The sequence below is a fragment of the Umezawaea endophytica genome, from assembly GCF_025061645.1.
GTDB lineage: Bacteria > Actinomycetota > Actinomycetes > Mycobacteriales > Pseudonocardiaceae > Umezawaea > Umezawaea endophytica.
Window position 1 is genome coordinate 79,155 of record NZ_JANYMP010000007.1, and the last position, 15,245, is coordinate 94,399.

The following is a 15,245-nucleotide window of genomic DNA, read 5'->3' on the forward strand; positions in this document are numbered from 1 at the left end:
GCCACCGGATCCCGGAAGGCGCTCACAGCGCGGCGAAGCGCTGCCTGGCGCCTCCGTCACCATTGGACCCCACCGAAACCATGAACGAATCCCGCGATACCCGCGCGCCCGCCGACGTCGACCGGAAAGCGCTGTGGGTGGTCCGAGAGCTGGGACTGCCCGCCGTCGTCAAGGCCTGCGTGTCGTGCAGGTCGACCCGCCACCACCCCACCGGGAAGTTCCGGGTGAACGCGAGCGGCAAGCTCCTCGACGTCTGGATGCTGATCTGCTGCGAGCTGTGCGGCCGCACGTCGAAGATCCCGGTCCACGAGCGCGTCCACGTGCGGTCGCTCGACCACGAGCGGCTGCTGATGTTCGAGGACAACGCCCCGGCCATGGTGCGCGCGCTGGCCACGGACACGGCACTGGCGGGCAAGGCGGGGCACCGGCTCGACTGGAACGGCACGTGGGACCTGGAGACCGACTCGCCGTTCCACGACCTCGAGCGCGGGGCGTCGGTCGAGGTCGTCGTCAGGTTCGAGCTCCCGGTGCCCGTTCGGGTCGAGAAGCTGCTCACGACGGGGCTCGGCCTGAGCCGGTCCGCCGTGGCCGACCTGGTCGACTCCGGCCGCGTCCGCCTGCCACTGGCCGTCGGCGCGAGGGCGCGCGAGGACTTCACCTTCGTCGTCCTCGCTCCCCCGGATCACCCGGACGAGACGGTGAGGTGAGCCCTTTCCCCCTGCGGCCCGATCAGGGTGAGGAGTTCGGCGGGGTGCTCGTCGGCGCTGCCGATCCAGTGCGGGACCCCCGCGTCGAACTCCGCGGCCTCACCGGGCCGCAGGAGGAACTCCCGCTCGCCAAGCAGGAAGCGGACGGAACCGTTCATGACGTAGATCCACTCGTAGCCGTCGTGGGTCTTCGGCGCGGGCGAGCCCCACCGGGACGCGGGCGGGTAGACGACCTTGAAGGCCTGGATGCCGCCCGCGCGCCTGGTCAGCGGCACGAAGGTCATGCCGTCGCGCGTCACCGGGCGGAGGTGCACGCGCGGATCGCCGGTGTGGCGCGAGCCGACGAGGTCGTCGAGCGGGACGCCGTGCACCCGCGCCAGCGGCAGGAGCTGTTCGAGCGTGGGGCGCCGTTTGCCGTTCTCCAGGCGGGACAGGGTGCTCGTGGTCAGTCCGGTCCGGGCGGCCAGGTCGGCCAGGGTCGCGCCGCGAGCCAGGCGCAGCGCGCGCAGGCGGGGGCCGAAGTCGGCCAGCACGGAGTCCTCGTTGTCGTCCACGACCGCACATCTTGCCGATCGGCAACGAATCTTGCCAGTGGGTCACCCGGCGGAAAAGACTCCGCGGCGGAGGTGAGACCTGATGGTCGGAAGCAAGACCCGAACGTGTCGTCGCTTGGTCGCCGCGGTGGTAATCCTGCTGTGCGCACTGGGATGCACGGCCGCCCCGTCGTCGAGCGAGGCCGCGGAGGCGTTCGACGCGGCCACCCGCAACGACGAGGCGTTCAACCGCCAGTTCACGCACGAGTTCGCCGACGTGGACGGGGTGCGTCTGCACTACGTCAAGGGCGGGACGGGAGAACCGCTCGTCCTGCTGCACGGGTGGCCGCAGTCCTGGTACGAGTGGCGCGACATCATGCCGGACCTGGCGCGGAAGTACACGGTGTACGCGCTGGACCTGCCGGGGCTCGGGGACAGCACCGGATCGCCCACCGGGTACGACAAGGCGACCCTCGCCCGCTACGTGCACCGCCTGGTCGCCGACGAACTCGAGCTCGACGCGATCCGGCTGGTGGGGCACGACCTCGGCGCCGGTGTGGGACTGCGCTACGCCATCCAGTACCCCGACGAGGTGGTCCGCTACGCCCACCTGGACTACCCCGTGCCCGGCCCCGCCCTCAGCGCGGCGGCGTACCAGACCTTCAGTTGGCACATGGCCTTCCACACCCAGGCGACCATCCCGGAGATGCTGGTCGACGACGACGTCCGCGAGTACCTGGCGTCGTTCTACCCGCTGGTCGCGCACGGTGGCGTGAGCTTCGGCGGTCCGGGAGCGCGGTCGCCGTTCTCCCCGGAGCAGGTGGACGAGTTCGCCCGCACGTACCGACGCCCCTCGGTGCTGACCGGCGGGTTCGAGCTGTACCGGACCCTGGACCAGGACGAGCGCGACAACACCGCGGCTCGCCCCACCACCGTGCCGACCATGCTCATGACGGCCGAGGGCACCCTCTCCGCCACCCGTCCGACGCTGGAACCGCTCGCCACGACCATCGTCCGCGCGGTCGAGGTCCCCGGCTCCGGGCACTGGCTCCCCGAGGAGAACCCGGACTTCGTGACCGGGGAACTGTTCCGCTTCCTGGAAGGATCCTAAGTGGACGAACAACGGATGGACCGGGACCTGCGCGCCCGCTTGGACGTGGTCCTGGACGAGCACCGCGCCGCACTGGACGCCTGCCTGGACGGCCTGACCGAGGACGAGGCCAGGAGGTCCCTCGTGCCTTCGAGAACGACGTTGCTGGGTCTGGTGAAGCACGCGACCTACGTGGAGAAGTTCTACTTCGACCACTCCGTCACCGGTCGCGCGCTCCAGCGGCTCGGCGTCGCCTCCACACCGGACCGCTCGTTCGTCCTCACCGCGGAGGACACCACCGCCTCGGTCCGGGCGGCCCACCGGGTCGCCTGCGAGGAGTCCCGGCGGATCGCGGCCGACCTGGACCTCGACCAGGTCGTCACCGGTCGGGGCGCCCAACCGGTGTGGTCCGTCTACCTCAGGGCCTCGCGCGACCTGGCCCAGCACTGCGGGCACGCCGACATCCTGCGTGAGCAGGTCCTCGCGGCACGGCGCCGGAACCCCTGAACCACACCCTATTTCGACCAGGGCGAAAGGTCGGCCGCCCTCCGGTGGTCGTCGGTGTACTACTCGGGGTTTGTGTTCTCTCCCGAGGAGGTGCCCGGATGAGGGCGGTCAGGTTGCTGTTCAGCTCACTCGTGGTCGCGGCGCTGGTCGTGCCAGCGCAGCCCGCGTCGGCGGCGGTGGTCGGCGGGGCCATCTTCAACGACCCGACGGTGCCCGCGAAGCAGCGGGTGATCGTCGACCACGACCGGTCGCTGATCAACGGGGCGGCCGCGGGGTCGAGCATCCGGATGGCCATGTACCACTTCAACGACGCGGGGGTGGCCGCCGACCTGGTCGCGGCCCACAACCGGGGTGTCGACGTGCGGGTGGTGCTCGACTACTCGGACTCCGGCACGGCACCGTCCAAGTCGCTGATCAGCGCGTTGGGCAGCAAGGCGACCGTGTGCACCAAGGACGCCGCGTGCATCGGCAACAAGGGCACGCCGATCATGCACAACAAGTTCTTCCTGTTCTCCAGCACACTCGGGTCGACCAACGTGGTCGTCCAGCAGTCGTCGAACCTCAACTCCGGCAACTACACGGTGCTGTGGAACAACGCGGTGACCACGGTGGGCAACACCGCCCTGTACAACGGTTACCTCGAGTACTTCAACGACCTGGCCGCCAAGGTCAAGAATGGCAACTACTACAGCACGGTCTCCGCGGGCGCCGTCAAGGCCTACTTCTTCCCCAGGGCGGGCACCGACGAGACCAGCGACACGATCTACAACATGCTGAACGAGAACGTCACCTGCGAGGGCAACACCTCGACCGGGACGGAAACGGGACGCACCATCATCCGGATCGCGATGTGGTACTTCAGCCGCGACGACATCGCCCGGAAGCTCCGGGACCTCGCCGACAAGAAGTGCTGGATCGAGGTCGTCTACACCAACCTCGACGAGGGCAGCCGGAGCTACCTCGCGGGCAACGACCGCATCGTGCTGTACAAGATCGCGGGCGACCACGAGGTCCACTCGAAGTACCTGCTCATCGAGGGCACCTACGTCGACAAGAAGGACTCCAAGTGGGTCATGACCGGTAGCCACAACTACACCAACGCCGCGCTCCGGGAGAACGACGAGACGCTGCTGCGGATCGAATCCGCGTCCATCCACGACCAGTACCGCTCGAACTTCTGGGCCCTGCGCGCCGCCGCGTCGTGACACGGGGCGGTCAGGGCTCCCCCTCGCCGGACGGCCGCGGCGGGACGAGCCGGGCGTAGAAGTCCAGCAGTGCCGGATCGTCTACGGCGGCCCGGTCGAGCGCCTGCTCCAGCGGCACGCCCTGGAGCAGGCGCTTGACCGGGACTTCGAGCTTCTTGCCGGTGCGGGTGTGCGGGATCCCTGGCGCAGCGATGACGGCGTCGGGCACGTGCCGCGGTGAGGCGTGGACGCGGATGGCCTCGGCGATCCGGTCCTTGAGGGCCTGGTCGAGTTCGACGCCGTCCGCGAGCACGACGAACAACGGCATCCAGTACCCGCCGTCCACCAGTTCGGCGCCGATGACGAGCGCCTCCCGGATCTCCGGCAGTTCCTCCACGACGGCGTAGAGGTCGGCGCTGCCGAGCCGGACGCCGTTCCGGTTGAGCGTGGAGTCCGACCGCCCTGTCACGATGACGCCGCCGCGCTCGGTCACCGCCATCCAGTCGCCGTGCCGCCACACGCCGGGGTAGGTCGTGAAGTACGCGTCCCGGTACCGGGTGCCGTCGGGGTCGTTCCAGAACCCGACGGGCATCGACGGCATCGGCTTGGTGACGACGAGTTCGCCGACCTCCGCCACCACCGACTTCCCGTCGGCGTCCCAGGCCTCCAGCGCGACGCCGAGCAGCGGGGCGGAGATCTCACCCGGCCGGACCGGCGTGGTCGGGGCACTGCCCGCGAAGCCGCTGACCACGTCCGTGCCGCCGGTGGTGGACGCGAGCTGGACCGAGGGGCCGACGTGGTCGGCCACCCAGTGGTAGCAGGACTCTGGCAGTGGCGCGCCGGTGCTCCCGACGACCCGGAGCGCGCCAAGGTCGAACGCGCCGGGCTCGACGCCGGCCTTGGCGCACGCCAGCAGGTAGCCGGGGCTCACGCCGAGGATCGAGACGCGGTGCTCGGCGGCGAGCCGCCAGAGCCTGTCGGGACCGGGGAACGCCGGGCTGCCGTCGTAGAGGACGACGGTCGCGTCGACCAGCAGCCCGGAGACGGCCAGGTTCCACATCATCCAGTTCGTCGTCGTGTACCAGAGGAACCGGTCCCCGGCCCGGAGGTCGAGGTGCAGCCCGGCCAGCTTGAGGTGCTCCAGCAGCACCCCGCCGTGGCCGTGGACGATCCCCTTCGGCGCCCCGGTCGTACCCGAGGAGAACAACACCCACAGCGGGGCGTCGAAGTCCACGCGGTCGAACCACGGCGGCGCCTGCGTGGCGACGGCCTCCGCCCAGGGCACCATCGTCGGATCGCCGGGCGTCCCGACGTGGTCGACCAGCACCGTCACCCGGACGGTCGGCAGCAGGTCCCGCAGCCGGGCCGCGTCGGAACGCCGGTCGTGCACCCGGCCGTTGAACCGGTACCCGTCGGCGGTGACCAGCACGGTCGGGTCGAGCTGGCCGAACCGGGCGGCGGCGCCGTCCGCGCCGTAGTCCTGCCCGCACACCGACCAGACCGCGCCGATGCTCGCGGCGGCGAGGAACGCGACGACCGTCGGCGCCGCGTTCGGCAGGTAGCCGACGACCCGGTCGCCGGCACCGACGCCCTGGCCGCGCAGCCAGCCCGCGAACGCGGCCACCTGGGCGCGCAGCTCGGGCCAGGTCACCGCTGTGGTCGTGCCGTCCTCGGTGACCGCGATCAGGGCGGGCCCGGCCCCACCACCGCGCAGGACGTGCTCGGCGTAGTTGAGCCGCGAGCCGGGGAACCAGCGGGCGCCGGGCATCCGCTCGTCCTCCAGCACCCGGTCGAAGCCCCGGTCCGAGGCGACGTCGAAGAAGTTCCAGACAGCGCCCCAAAAACCTTCGAGGTCGTCGACCGACCACCGCCACAGCTCGTGGTAGTCGGACGGCGACCGGCCCACGAGGCGGGCGAACCGGCCGATGGCCGGGTCGGAGCCGGGATCGGGCCGCCAGATCGGGTCAACGGTCATCGCCACTCCACGGTGAAGGCTTTCGGTAGCTGGACGAGCAGGTCGGCGACGACGTCCGCGAGCGCGGCCGGGGTCGCCGCACCGGCGAACAGGTGGTGGTCGGGGCGGAGCACGAACCCGACGTGGCCCGCCTCGGCCAGGTGCGGCAGCAGCACGCCGTCGACGTCGACCTCCGGCACCAGGTGCAGCAGCACGGCGCCGAGCGAACGCAGCCGGGCCACCTGGTCGTCGGACAGCACCTCGTGCGGGTCGACGGTTGCGGCGACCACGACGACGGGCCCGACCAGGTCGTCGAGCAGCCCGGTGCGCCCGTCGAGGGTCAGCCGCGGCTGCGGGGCGGGCGCACCCGAGCCGACCACCGGCACCCCGTTCGCGTCCCGGTGCACGACACCGCCGGTCACCGCGGAGGGCAGGCGCACCGGCAGGATCTTCGCCGGGTCGGCGTCGTTGGCCAGCAGGAAGGCGTCCCGCCGCGCGGCCGTCTCCGGGTCGACCACGCAGATGACCTCGCCCAGCTCCACGGACACGCCGATCGCCTGCTCGACGTGCGCCCGCCGCTCGGCCGGGTAGGTGTCCAGCAGGTCGGGACCGACCTGCCCGGCCAGCACGAGGTCGAGCTTCCAGGCCAGGTCGGCGGCGTCGCGGATGCCCGAGCACAGGCCCTGGCCCGCGAACGGCGGCATGAGGTGGGCGGCGTCGCCCGCGATCAGCAGCCTGCCGGCCCGCCACTCGTCGGCCAGCCGGGCCTGGAACGTGTAGGCGGTGTGCCGTTCGAGGTCGGCCGTCTCCGGGGTGACGCCCCACGGTTCGAGCAGGCGCCACGCCGTGGCCTCGTCGTTCAGCTCGGTGACGGACTCGCCGGGCAGTCGCATGAATTCCCACCGGCGACGGCCGGGGCCGCCGGAAACCGCCGTTGTCGGCCGCGCCGGATCGCAGACCTGGAGGTTCATCGGCTCCCACGGGCGGTGGTCCCGCGGCACCACGTCGACGACCAGCCAGTCGTGGAAGTAGCCGAGGTCGGTGACGGCCGTGCCGATCCGCTCGCGGACCAGGCTGTTGGCGCCGTCGCAGCCGACCACCCACGCGGCCGTGAGCCGGACCGGCCCCTGCGGGCCTTCGGCGAGCACGGTGACGCCGTCCTCGGACGGGTCGAGGTCGGTCACCGCGTGGCCGGTCAGCACCGTGACCGATTCCTGGGCGCGGGCCGCGGCGGACAGGGCCCGTTCCAGGTCGGGCTGGTGGAACATCGTGGCGATCGGCCAGCCGGACGGCCCTGTTCCGGACCAGTCGAACCTCAGCAGGCACTGCCCGGCGGCGTTGCGCCACTCGTAGACCGCGGCCTGCTCGCCGAGGGTGCCGAGCACCTCGCCGATGCCCGCCGCGGCCAGGACACGCGCGGTCTCGTCGTCGAAGTGCACGGCCCGCGGCCGCGGATACGGCACGGGCCACCGCTCCAGGACGACCACCCGGTGACCCCGGCGGCCCAGCAGCGAGGCCAGGGTGAGGCCCACCGGCCCCGCCCCCACGATCGCCACGTCGTACCCGTCGTCAGTCACTGTGCGCGCCGGTCATCAGTTCGGCCAGGTCCTCGGGGGCCAGGAACGACGGCGGCGGGGGCGGACCCCAGTTGTAGAGGCCCTTCACGCCCTCCCAGACGCCGGGCTTCCAGAGGGCGTCGTCCACGATGCAGTCCAGGTCGGAGTAGTACTCGGAGAAGTTGCCCGCCGGATCCTTGAGGTACCAGAAGAAGTTCGAGCCGACGTGGTGGCGGCCGAGGCCCCAGACGTGCCTGCCTGGGTCGGCGGCGAGCATCGCGCTGGCCCCGCGCCCGACCTCGTCGACGTCGTCGACCTGCCAGGAGGTGTGGTGCAGGAACTGCAAGGGGGCCTGCTGCACCAGGACGTTGTGGTGGTCGGTCGAGCAGCGCAGGAACGCCGCGAGCCCGGTCACGGTGTCGCTCACCTTGAAGCCGAGCCCCTCGGTGAAGACGCGCTGGCTGGTCTCCACATCGGTGGAGCCGAGCACGACGTGGCCGAGCCTGCGCGGCCGGACCGGACCCTCGCGCAGGACGCCGTCGGCGCGGGCGCCCGGACGGTCGACACGACCGGGGCCGTTGTACAGCGGCGCCGGGGCGGCGGCCTGGTCCAGCCGGGGCGCGATGGTCACGTCGATCCTGGTGCCGGTGCCCGGATCGACGGTGGAGACCGAGGTCTCGGTGCGCGCCACGGACAGCCCGAGGCGCTGGAGCCCGGCGGTGACCCGGTCGAGGTCGTCCGGGTCGTCCGCGCCGACGCCGAGTTCCAGCAGGCGCCGCCGGTCGGCGCCCGCGATCCGCAGTTGCTCGCCACCGTCCACGGTGGAGAAGCGGTGGTCGTCGGGACCGCGCTGGAGGCCGAACTCGGCGTAGTAGTCGGCGGTCGCCCCCACGTTCGGCACGCCGAGGGTGATCGAGGTCAGGCGGTGCAGTGGCACGTCACTTCTCCTTCGACGCGGCGACGAAGTGCTGCTGGAGTTCCCCGATGCCTGCGATCGTGCTGACCAGCCGGTCCCCCTCGCGGAGGAACCACTGGGGGACGCGGGCGGCGCCGATCCCCGACGGGGTGCCGGTGAAGATCACGTCGCCTGGTTCGAGCGGCAGCACGGCGGACAGCGCGGCGATCAGCGCGGGTACGGAGAAGACCAGGTCGGCGGTGGTCCCCTTCTGGACCGGCTCGCCGTTGACCGAGCACCCCAGGTCCAGCGCGTCCGGGTCGAGGCCCGCCGCCACCAGTTCGTCGACGGTGACCAGCCAGGGCCCCATCGGGGTGAAGCCGGGGTAGGACTTGCCGAGGCTGAACTGCGGGACCGGGCCGGTGAGCTGCACGGTCCGCTCCGACAGGTCCTGGCCGACGGTCAGGCCTGCGACGTGGCTCCAGGCGTCGGCCTCGGTGACGTGCCGGGCGGTGCGGCCGATGACGACGACCAGCTCGACCTCCCAGTCGACGGTCTCCCCCGCCAGCACGACCGGCCCGCACGGACCCGTGATCGAGCCGCGGAACTTGGTGAAGACCGGCGGGGAGTCGGGGACGGTGACGCCCGACTCGGCGGCGTGGTCGCGGTAGTTCAGGCCGATCGCGAAGAGCTGGCCGGGGCGCGGCACGGGGGCTCCGAGCCGTTCCGGTTCGAACGGCTCGGCGGGGACGGTGGCGGTGTCCAGGGCAGCCGCCCAGGCCGTGAAGGCCTCCCACCTGGGGAAGACCTCCTGCGGATCGGGGCCGAACTCCCCTTCGCTGGCCGTGGCGACGTCCACGGCTCCCCGGTCGGTGACCAGGACCAGTCGGCTGTCGAGGTTGCCGAAACGCATGTTCTCTCCTCAGGTGGGCTGGTACCGAGGTTGGCAGCAGAACGTCGTCAAAGCAACACAATTTCGAAATTTCTTGGTCTCGTCCGCTGTCGCCTGAATTTCGATACCGCCGTGTTACGGTTCCGAGGTGGCAGCAGAAGCCGGCACCCGGAGCAACGCCGTGTTCGACCAGCTCCGCGCGGACGTCCTCACCGGACGGCTGCCACCCGGCTCCAAGCTCAAGCTCGCGGTCCTCGGCGAGCGCTACTCCGCCAGCCTCTCGGTCGTCCGGGAGGCGCTGAGCCGACTGGCCGAGCAGGGGCTGGTGGTCCCCCACCCCCAGCGGGGCTTCAGCGTGATGGCGCTGAGCCCCGAGGACCTCACCGACCTGACCAACACCCGCGTCGACCTGGAGACCCTGGCCGCCCGGCGGTCCGTCGAACGCGGCGACCTGGCCTGGGAGACGAGACTGGTGGCCGCCCACCACACCCTGGCGGGCACGTCCGTCGCCACCCCCGACGGCGAGGTCAACGAGGACTGGATCACCGCCCACCGCACGTTCCACCACGCGCTGCTCTCCGGCTGCGGCAGCCCACGCCTCCAGGCCCTCGCCACCGGTCTGCGCGACGCGGCCGAGCTGTACCGGATCTGGTCCAGCTCGCTGACGCACGACACCGCCCGCGACATCGCCGGGGAACACCGGGACCTGCTCGCGCTGGCCATCGCCCGCGACGCCGACCGGCTGTCCACCGCGCTGGCCGCGCACATCCAGCAGACCACGGACATGCTGCTGAGCTACGCCGCGACCAGGGCGGCCGAAGGGCTCGACGCCGTGCCCGCGCGCGGCTCCCGCGGCCGGGTTTAAGCGATCACTTAACGGACGGGTTCCGGTCCGGTGCCGTCGAAGTAGCCTGGACCGACACTCGTCGTCGGGAGGTGCCGGGGCATGGGTCGTGAGTCCGAGGGCGCGGAGCGGGTGCTGCGGGACATCTGGCGGGCGGAGTCGCACAGCGCCGCGGAACTGGAGGCCGAACTCGGCCACGGGAAGGCCTGCAAGGCGATGAAGCACATCGGGTTCGGCGGCGGCGCCGAGCCGGTCGACGACGACCTGCGCGCCGCGTGGCGGGCCAGGCTGGCCCGTGAGGGCAAGCTGCGGGTCGACGGCCGGAGCGCGGTGGAGCCGACCGAGCACGACCCGCGGTGACCGCGCCGGAGTCCGTCGCTGAGGTGACCGAGCTCCTGCGGCGCGGTCGCTACCTGGCCGACCGGGGGCTCGCGACCGCCGTGCACGTGGCGCTGTCGCTGCGACGGCCGCTGCTGCTCGAAGGTGAGGTCGGCGTCGGCAAGACGGAGATCGCCAAGGTGCTCGCCACCGTGCTGGGGCGCGACCTGATCCGGTTGCAGTGCTACGAGGGGATCGACACGAACCAGGCGCTGTACGAGTGGGACTACGCGCGGCAGCTCCTGCACATCCGCGCACTGTCCACTCCGGACAGCGACGTCGCCGTGAGCCGGTTGTTCGGGCCGGAGTTCCTGCTGGAGAGGCCGCTGCTGCGGGCGGTGCGGGCCGGTGACCGGGCCGTGCTGCTGATCGACGAGGTGGACCGCGCCGACGACGAGTTCGAGGCGTTCCTGCTGGAACTGCTGTCGGACTTCCAGATCACCATCCCCGAGGTCGGGACGGTGGCCGCGGCCAGCCCGCCGCTGGTGGTGCTGACGTCCAACCGGACGCGCGAGCTGCACGACGCGCTGAGGAGGCGCTGCCTGTACCACTGGATCGACTACCCGCCGTTCGAGCGGGAGGTGGAGATCGTGGTGCTGCGCGAGCCGTCGGTGTCGGAGTCGTTGGCGCGCCGGGTGGTGGCCGCGGTGACCCGGCTGCGGGAGCTGGACCTGGCCAAGCCGCCGGGGGTCGCGGAGACGATCGACTGGGCGCGGACGCTGGACTTCCTCGGGGAGACCGGGCTGACGGCGGAGGTCGCCGACGCCACGCTCGGGGCGGTGGTGAAGGACCGGGACGACCTGCTCCTGGTGCGCGACGACCTGGAGGGGATCACCGCCGATGGCTGACCACCCGGTCGTCGGCGGGCTGGTGGGCTTCGGGCGCGCGCTCCGGTCCGAGGGGCTCGTGGTCGGCACCGGTGACGCGCTGGTGTTCTGCGCCGCCGCCGCGGTGCTGGACCCGACCGACCTGGCCGACCTGTACTGGGCGGGTCGCACGGCGCTGGTCGTGCGGCGCGACGACATCCCGGTGTACGACGAGGTCTTCCGGCGCTACTTCCTTGGCGCGGACGCGTCCGGGGACTCGGTGCCGACGCTGAAGGCGACCCCGGCGGGCGAATCGGCGGCCACGGTCGTCGTGCCCGCGACCGACCCCGGCGCGCCGGGCGACCAGGAGCAGCGGCTCGGGCTGGCGGCGTCCGATGTGGACGTGCTGCGGCACCGGTCGTTCGCGGCCTGCACGGACGAGGAACTGGCCGCGCTGCGCCGGATCACGGCGCGGATGCGGCTGGCCCCGCCCCGACGGCGCAGCCGCCGCACCCGCGCCGCCACCTCGGGACGGCTGCCCGACCTGCGGCGGACGATCCGCCACGCCCTGCGCACCCAGGGCGAACTGGTCGAGGTGCGCCGCCGACGACGCCGCGTCCGGCCAAGGCCGCTCGTGCTCATCCTCGACGTGTCGGGGTCGATGGCGGACTACTCGCGGGCACTGGTGCAGTTCGCCCACACCGCGGGGCGGGCCACCCGCCGGGTCGAGGTGTTCTGCTTCGGCACCAGGCTGACGCGCGTCACCCACGCCCTGCGGTCGCGCGGCGTGGACGAGGCGCTGCGGCGGGCGGCGGACGTGGTCGTCGACTGGGAGGGCGGGACCAGGATCGGCGACTCGCTCGACCGGTTCGTCCGGGACCGGCGCGGCCTGTCGCGGGGCGGCGTCGTGGTGATCTGCTCCGACGGGCTCGACCGGGGCGACCCCGACGTGCTGGCCACGGCGATGGCCCGGCTGTCCAGGCTGTGCCACCGGATCGTCTGGCTGAACCCGCACCGGGGCAACGACCCCCGCCACCGACCGCGGACGCTCGGCATGGCGGTCGTCGAACCGCACGTCGACGTGCTGCTGTCCGGCCACGACCTGGGCAGCCTGGAGGAGTTCGCCGAGTTACTGCCCGCACTGGGATGAGGAGGGGCGCGTGACGCGACGCTGGAGCGTCGGCATCGAGGCCGAGGGCGACCGGGTGCTGACCCACGACGAGATCCTGGACCTGGCCGACGCCGTGGCGGCGAGCGGCGGTATCGCCTCGGGCATCGGCACCACGCGGTACGGCGCGCGGCTGCTCGTCGTGGCCGATACCCGCGAGGAGGCCGTCGAGCGGGCCACCGCGGAGTTCACCGCCGCCGCCCGCACGGCGAACCTGCCGGAGTACCCGATCGCCCGCGTGGAGGCCGTCGGCGAGGACGAGGATTAGCGCTCGTTCGGGTCGCGGCTGGTCGTCAACGGGCTCGTGGTGCGGGCCTCGTACTCGCCGATCCACGCGGGTTTCCAGGCCCTGTCGTACTTCTGCCGGTTGCAGTGCGGCTGGTACACCGACACCAGCTCGTTCGCGATCTGCTCGCGGTGCGCGGCGGTGCCGCCCGGCACCTCGAACGTCGCGACGCGCACCTTCCACCTGGACGTCGCCCGGCTCACCCAGCAGGCCGCGCGCGGGTGCCGGAACGGGAAGCCCTCGGTCGTCAGGTCGTCGCTGTGGCCGACGTAGATCACCGCGTACCGGTTCGCCCGCTCCAGCTCGTACAGGACGGCGTACACGGCGGGCGTGCTCGGCGGCGTCCACCCGCCGAGCACGCGCGGACCCTCGAACAGGTACCCCGCCGCCGAACCGAGCCGGATCACGAGGGGTGGTAGCCGACCGTCTCGTGCAGCCGTGACCGGCGGGTGCCGGACGCGGGTCGCGCCACCCGCCGCTCCGGCGGCGGCGGAGGAGGTGCCACCTTCGCCACGATCTGCTCGGCGAACGCGTAGAGCAGCGGCAGCGCGCTCGCGACCACCTTGCCGCTGCGGTTGACGTGCTCCAGCCCCGGCACGATGTCGGCCGCGTGCGCGTTGATCGTCTTCACGTGCTCGCCGCACCTCTCCAGGTTCACCGCGATCCGGGTGAGCAGGGAACCGATCCACCACAGGAAGAACGCGAGCCCGGCGATCAGCGCGACGACCTCGACGACCGTCAGGACGACCAGCGTCGTGGTGCTCATGACCTCTCTCCCGCCGCCGCCCGGCCGAGGAGCAGGTGGTGCCGCAGGCCTTCCGCGAGCACGGCGTCGACCCCGTCACCGGTCTTCGGGATCAGCGCGGCGTGCTTGGTGTTCTCCGTGACGGCTTCCAGCGTGTCGCGCACCGCGGCCACCCTGGTGTCGATCAGCTTCACGAAGTGCACCAGCACGCTCAACAAGGCGACCACCGCGAGGATTACCACCAGTCCGAGGACGAGGATCGTGGTCCAGTAGGTGACTTCGTTGTCCGCCAAGGCCAGCGCCATGGTCAGCCTCCCAGCCGGGAGCGGCCGCGGGCGAGCCCGGCGACGATCGTCTCCGCGTGGTCGATGGTGGTGGTGAGCGCCGCGAGCGGCGCCGTGTTCGTCTCGGCCCGCTTCAGCGCGGCGTCGATCCGGGGAGCCTGCCTGCCGATCCGCCTGGCCAGCACGATGATCGGGGTCACCAGCGCGACGACCGCGACCACCACGACGAGCCCGATGACCAGGCCGGTGGTCCAGCCCGCCAGGTCGGCGTCCTGGGCGAGTGCCCTCATCGAAGTCCTCCCCTCAGACCGTTTCGGTCCAGTCGCGCACGGGTTTTAGGTTGCCGTTGACCGACACGAGCCGGGATGGGACGGTGCCGGTCCGGTCCGCGATCGACTCGACGCCGCCGATGAGCGCGTCGAGCGCGCCCGTGACGTGCTTGAGGTGCACGATGACGCGCAGCAGGGCGACCGCGGTCAACGCGATGATCAGGGCGGCAGCCACCAGCGTGACCCACGCAACCACCGGCATGGTCCTGTCCCTCCGCGAGTTCCTACGAGTCCAGCAGCTTCTGCACGCTGCCCGCGTACCGCACGGCGCCGACCCGGATCTCCTCCACGGTCTCGTCGGTGGTGGCGAGCAGCGCGGGCACGGGTTCGAGCCCGTCGTTCAGGGCCACGCCGTCGGCGAGGATCCCGTCGGCGGCGTCGCGGATCCGCTCGACGGCGGCCAGGACCCGGTTGAGCAGCGCGATCACGACCGGCAGCACCACGAGCAGCAGGACCAGCGCGCCAATCCACCACAGCACCATCCGAACCCCCCTACCTCGTGGCCGCGCGCCGCCGCGCGGTCGAGCCGAAGAACCGCCAGAACACCCGCTTCAACGCCGTCAGCGCCGCCGTGAGCCCGATCGCGAAACCGCTCGCCGCGGACGACGTCGCCGAGCGCTCCTCACCGCGGGTCCACCTGGGGATGTCCGCGGCGACGTTGTCGGCGAACCGGGCCAGCAGCACCGTCGTGACGTCGGTGATCATGCCCCGGCCGTACTGCGCCGCGGCGCCGGAGACCTGGAGGTCCTGCACGACCTCGACCAGCGTCCCGCCGGACGTCCGGGTCAGGGTCGCCGTCAGCTTGAGCGCGGCCTGCCCCTTGCCCTTCTCCTCCGCGCCCACCGCGTCGAGCACGACCTTGCGGCCCGCCTCGTCGCGCTCGACGATCCGGGCGGTGCCGCCGAACCGCAGCGACACCGGGCCCATCCGCACGCTCACCCGGCCCCGGTAGGTGTCCTCGTCGACGACCTCGGTCAGCTCGGTGCCCGGCAGGTTCGGCGCCATCCTCGGCACGTCCAGCAGGTACGCCCAAACGCGCTCGACCGGCGCGGGCACCTCGAAGTCACTGGTGATCAGCATCGGCCCT

21 protein-coding genes are annotated in these 15,245 nt (G+C 72.0%); 9 read left to right on the forward strand and 12 right to left on the reverse strand.

Features of this window, described 5'->3' with window-relative positions:
* Positions 1–80 precede the first annotated feature (80 nt).
* A complete protein-coding gene (locus NZH93_RS16620; protein WP_259623995.1) occupies positions 81–707 on the forward strand; it encodes a DUF1062 domain-containing protein in 627 nt (208 codons plus the stop codon).
* On the opposite strand, the gene NZH93_RS16625 is transcribed toward NZH93_RS16620, so the two are convergent.
* Positions 683–1,261 (reverse strand): helix-turn-helix domain-containing protein, encoded by a 579-nt coding sequence (locus tag NZH93_RS16625; RefSeq protein ID WP_259623996.1) that lies wholly within the window; start codon positions 1,259–1,261, stop codon positions 683–685. The genes NZH93_RS16620 and NZH93_RS16625 overlap by 25 nt on opposite strands.
* Before the next feature lie 82 nt (positions 1,262–1,343).
* Here NZH93_RS16625 and NZH93_RS16630 point away from each other — a divergent pair, with 82 nt between their 5' ends.
* From NZH93_RS16630 to NZH93_RS16640, 3 genes are all read left to right on the forward strand, one after another.
* Complete coding sequence (locus tag NZH93_RS16630) at positions 1,344–2,351, forward strand: alpha/beta fold hydrolase (protein ID WP_259623997.1); 1,008 nt, start codon at positions 1,344–1,346, stop codon at positions 2,349–2,351.
* Positions 2,352–2,366: 15 nt separating this feature from the next.
* The gene (locus NZH93_RS16635) at positions 2,367–2,837 is read left to right on the forward strand and encodes a DinB family protein (RefSeq protein WP_259624265.1); all 471 of its coding nucleotides are present in this window, start codon (positions 2,367–2,369) and stop codon (positions 2,835–2,837) included.
* A gap of 98 nt (positions 2,838–2,935) precedes the next feature.
* Positions 2,936–4,042, forward strand: a complete 1,107-nt coding sequence (locus NZH93_RS16640; RefSeq protein ID WP_259623998.1) for a phospholipase D-like domain-containing protein — start codon at positions 2,936–2,938, stop codon at positions 4,040–4,042.
* A gap of 10 nt (positions 4,043–4,052) precedes the next feature.
* Here NZH93_RS16640 and NZH93_RS16645 read toward each other — a convergent pair whose 3' ends face one another.
* The 4 genes from NZH93_RS16645 to NZH93_RS16660 are packed head-to-tail and all read right to left on the reverse strand — an operon-like array spanning position 4,053 to position 9,339.
* Positions 4,053–5,996: an acetoacetate--CoA ligase gene (locus NZH93_RS16645; protein WP_259623999.1), complete on the reverse strand. Its 1,944-nt coding sequence runs from the start codon at positions 5,994–5,996 to the stop codon at positions 4,053–4,055.
* Positions 5,993–7,552 (reverse strand): bifunctional 3-(3-hydroxy-phenyl)propionate/3-hydroxycinnamic acid hydroxylase MhpA, encoded by a 1,560-nt coding sequence (gene mhpA / locus NZH93_RS16650; RefSeq protein WP_259624000.1) that lies wholly within the window; start codon positions 7,550–7,552, stop codon positions 5,993–5,995. The genes NZH93_RS16645 and mhpA overlap by 4 nt, the downstream gene beginning before the upstream one ends.
* Entirely contained in the window at positions 7,545–8,468 is a 924-nt protein-coding gene (locus tag NZH93_RS16655) for a VOC family protein (RefSeq protein WP_259624001.1), read from the reverse strand. Before NZH93_RS16655 ends, mhpA begins: the two co-directional genes overlap by 8 nt.
* Before the next feature lies 1 nt (position 8,469).
* Entirely contained in the window at positions 8,470–9,339 is an 870-nt protein-coding gene (locus NZH93_RS16660) for a fumarylacetoacetate hydrolase family protein (RefSeq protein ID WP_259624002.1), read from the reverse strand.
* A gap of 127 nt (positions 9,340–9,466) precedes the next feature.
* Between NZH93_RS16660 and NZH93_RS16665 the strand changes: the two genes are divergently transcribed.
* The 5 genes from NZH93_RS16665 to NZH93_RS16685 all read left to right on the forward strand — a co-directional run bounded on the left by NZH93_RS16665 (position 9,467) and on the right by NZH93_RS16685 (position 12,782).
* Complete coding sequence (locus NZH93_RS16665) at positions 9,467–10,183, forward strand: GntR family transcriptional regulator (protein ID WP_259624003.1); 717 nt, start codon at positions 9,467–9,469, stop codon at positions 10,181–10,183.
* A gap of 81 nt (positions 10,184–10,264) precedes the next feature.
* Complete coding sequence (locus NZH93_RS16670; RefSeq protein ID WP_259624004.1) at positions 10,265–10,522, forward strand: hypothetical protein; 258 nt, start codon at positions 10,265–10,267, stop codon at positions 10,520–10,522.
* A 23-nt stretch (positions 10,523–10,545) separates the two neighbouring features.
* Positions 10,546–11,388, forward strand: a complete 843-nt coding sequence (locus NZH93_RS16675; RefSeq protein ID WP_259624005.1) for an AAA family ATPase — start codon at positions 10,546–10,548, stop codon at positions 11,386–11,388.
* Positions 11,381–12,496 carry a vWA domain-containing protein gene (locus NZH93_RS16680; RefSeq protein WP_259624006.1) on the forward strand — a complete coding sequence of 372 codons (1,116 nt, stop codon included), beginning with the start codon at positions 11,381–11,383 and terminating at the stop codon, positions 12,494–12,496. The genes NZH93_RS16675 and NZH93_RS16680 overlap by 8 nt, the downstream gene beginning before the upstream one ends.
* Before the next feature lie 10 nt (positions 12,497–12,506).
* Positions 12,507–12,782, forward strand: a complete 276-nt coding sequence (locus NZH93_RS16685) for a hypothetical protein (protein ID WP_259624007.1) — start codon at positions 12,507–12,509, stop codon at positions 12,780–12,782.
* On the opposite strand, the gene NZH93_RS16690 is transcribed toward NZH93_RS16685, so the two are convergent.
* The 7 genes from NZH93_RS16690 to NZH93_RS16720 are packed head-to-tail and all read right to left on the reverse strand — an operon-like array spanning position 12,779 to position 15,238.
* Positions 12,779–13,207 (reverse strand): hypothetical protein, encoded by a 429-nt coding sequence (locus NZH93_RS16690; protein ID WP_259624008.1) that lies wholly within the window; start codon positions 13,205–13,207, stop codon positions 12,779–12,781. The genes NZH93_RS16685 and NZH93_RS16690 overlap by 4 nt on opposite strands.
* Positions 13,204–13,566 (reverse strand): hypothetical protein, encoded by a 363-nt coding sequence (locus tag NZH93_RS16695; protein ID WP_259624009.1) that lies wholly within the window; start codon positions 13,564–13,566, stop codon positions 13,204–13,206. Before NZH93_RS16695 ends, NZH93_RS16690 begins: the two co-directional genes overlap by 4 nt.
* A complete protein-coding gene (locus NZH93_RS16700; protein WP_259624010.1) occupies positions 13,563–13,850 on the reverse strand; it encodes a hypothetical protein in 288 nt (95 codons plus the stop codon). Before NZH93_RS16700 ends, NZH93_RS16695 begins: the two co-directional genes overlap by 4 nt.
* A gap of 2 nt (positions 13,851–13,852) precedes the next feature.
* Positions 13,853–14,119, reverse strand: a complete 267-nt coding sequence (locus NZH93_RS16705) for a hypothetical protein (protein WP_259624011.1) — start codon at positions 14,117–14,119, stop codon at positions 13,853–13,855.
* A 13-nt stretch (positions 14,120–14,132) separates the two neighbouring features.
* Complete coding sequence (locus tag NZH93_RS16710; RefSeq protein WP_259624012.1) at positions 14,133–14,360, reverse strand: hypothetical protein; 228 nt, start codon at positions 14,358–14,360, stop codon at positions 14,133–14,135.
* A gap of 22 nt (positions 14,361–14,382) precedes the next feature.
* Complete coding sequence (locus tag NZH93_RS16715; RefSeq protein WP_259624013.1) at positions 14,383–14,640, reverse strand: hypothetical protein; 258 nt, start codon at positions 14,638–14,640, stop codon at positions 14,383–14,385.
* A gap of 10 nt (positions 14,641–14,650) precedes the next feature.
* Entirely contained in the window at positions 14,651–15,238 is a 588-nt protein-coding gene (locus NZH93_RS16720; RefSeq protein ID WP_259624014.1) for an SRPBCC family protein, read from the reverse strand.
* Positions 15,239–15,245: the final 7 nt, after the last annotated feature.

Bases quoted from the DNA above. Each gene is read 5' to 3' on its own strand.
- NZH93_RS16660 (WP_259624002.1), bottom strand. From the start codon at position 9,339: ATGCGTTTCGGCAACCTCGACAGCCGACTGGTCCTGGTCACCGACCGG.
- NZH93_RS16680 (WP_259624006.1), top strand. From the start codon at position 11,381: ATGGCTGACCACCCGGTCGTCGGCGGGCTGGTGGGCTTCGGGCGCGCG.
- NZH93_RS16620 (WP_259623995.1), top strand. From the start codon at position 81: ATGAACGAATCCCGCGATACCCGCGCGCCCGCCGACGTCGACCGGAAA.
- NZH93_RS16695 (WP_259624009.1), bottom strand. From the start codon at position 13,566: ATGAGCACCACGACGCTGGTCGTCCTGACGGTCGTCGAGGTCGTCGCG.
- NZH93_RS16700 (WP_259624010.1), bottom strand. From the start codon at position 13,850: ATGGCGCTGGCCTTGGCGGACAACGAAGTCACCTACTGGACCACGATC.
- NZH93_RS16710 (WP_259624012.1), bottom strand. From the start codon at position 14,360: ATGCCGGTGGTTGCGTGGGTCACGCTGGTGGCTGCCGCCCTGATCATC.
- NZH93_RS16705 (WP_259624011.1), bottom strand. From the start codon at position 14,119: ATGAGGGCACTCGCCCAGGACGCCGACCTGGCGGGCTGGACCACCGGC.
- NZH93_RS16630 (WP_259623997.1), top strand. From the start codon at position 1,344: ATGGTCGGAAGCAAGACCCGAACGTGTCGTCGCTTGGTCGCCGCGGTG.
- NZH93_RS16645 (WP_259623999.1), bottom strand. From the start codon at position 5,996: ATGACCGTTGACCCGATCTGGCGGCCCGATCCCGGCTCCGACCCGGCC.
- NZH93_RS16670 (WP_259624004.1), top strand. From the start codon at position 10,265: ATGGGTCGTGAGTCCGAGGGCGCGGAGCGGGTGCTGCGGGACATCTGG.
- NZH93_RS16720 (WP_259624014.1), bottom strand. From the start codon at position 15,238: ATGCTGATCACCAGTGACTTCGAGGTGCCCGCGCCGGTCGAGCGCGTT.
- NZH93_RS16640 (WP_259623998.1), top strand. From the start codon at position 2,936: ATGAGGGCGGTCAGGTTGCTGTTCAGCTCACTCGTGGTCGCGGCGCTG.
- NZH93_RS16635 (WP_259624265.1), top strand. From the start codon at position 2,367: ATGGACCGGGACCTGCGCGCCCGCTTGGACGTGGTCCTGGACGAGCAC.
- NZH93_RS16715 (WP_259624013.1), bottom strand. From the start codon at position 14,640: ATGGTGCTGTGGTGGATTGGCGCGCTGGTCCTGCTGCTCGTGGTGCTG.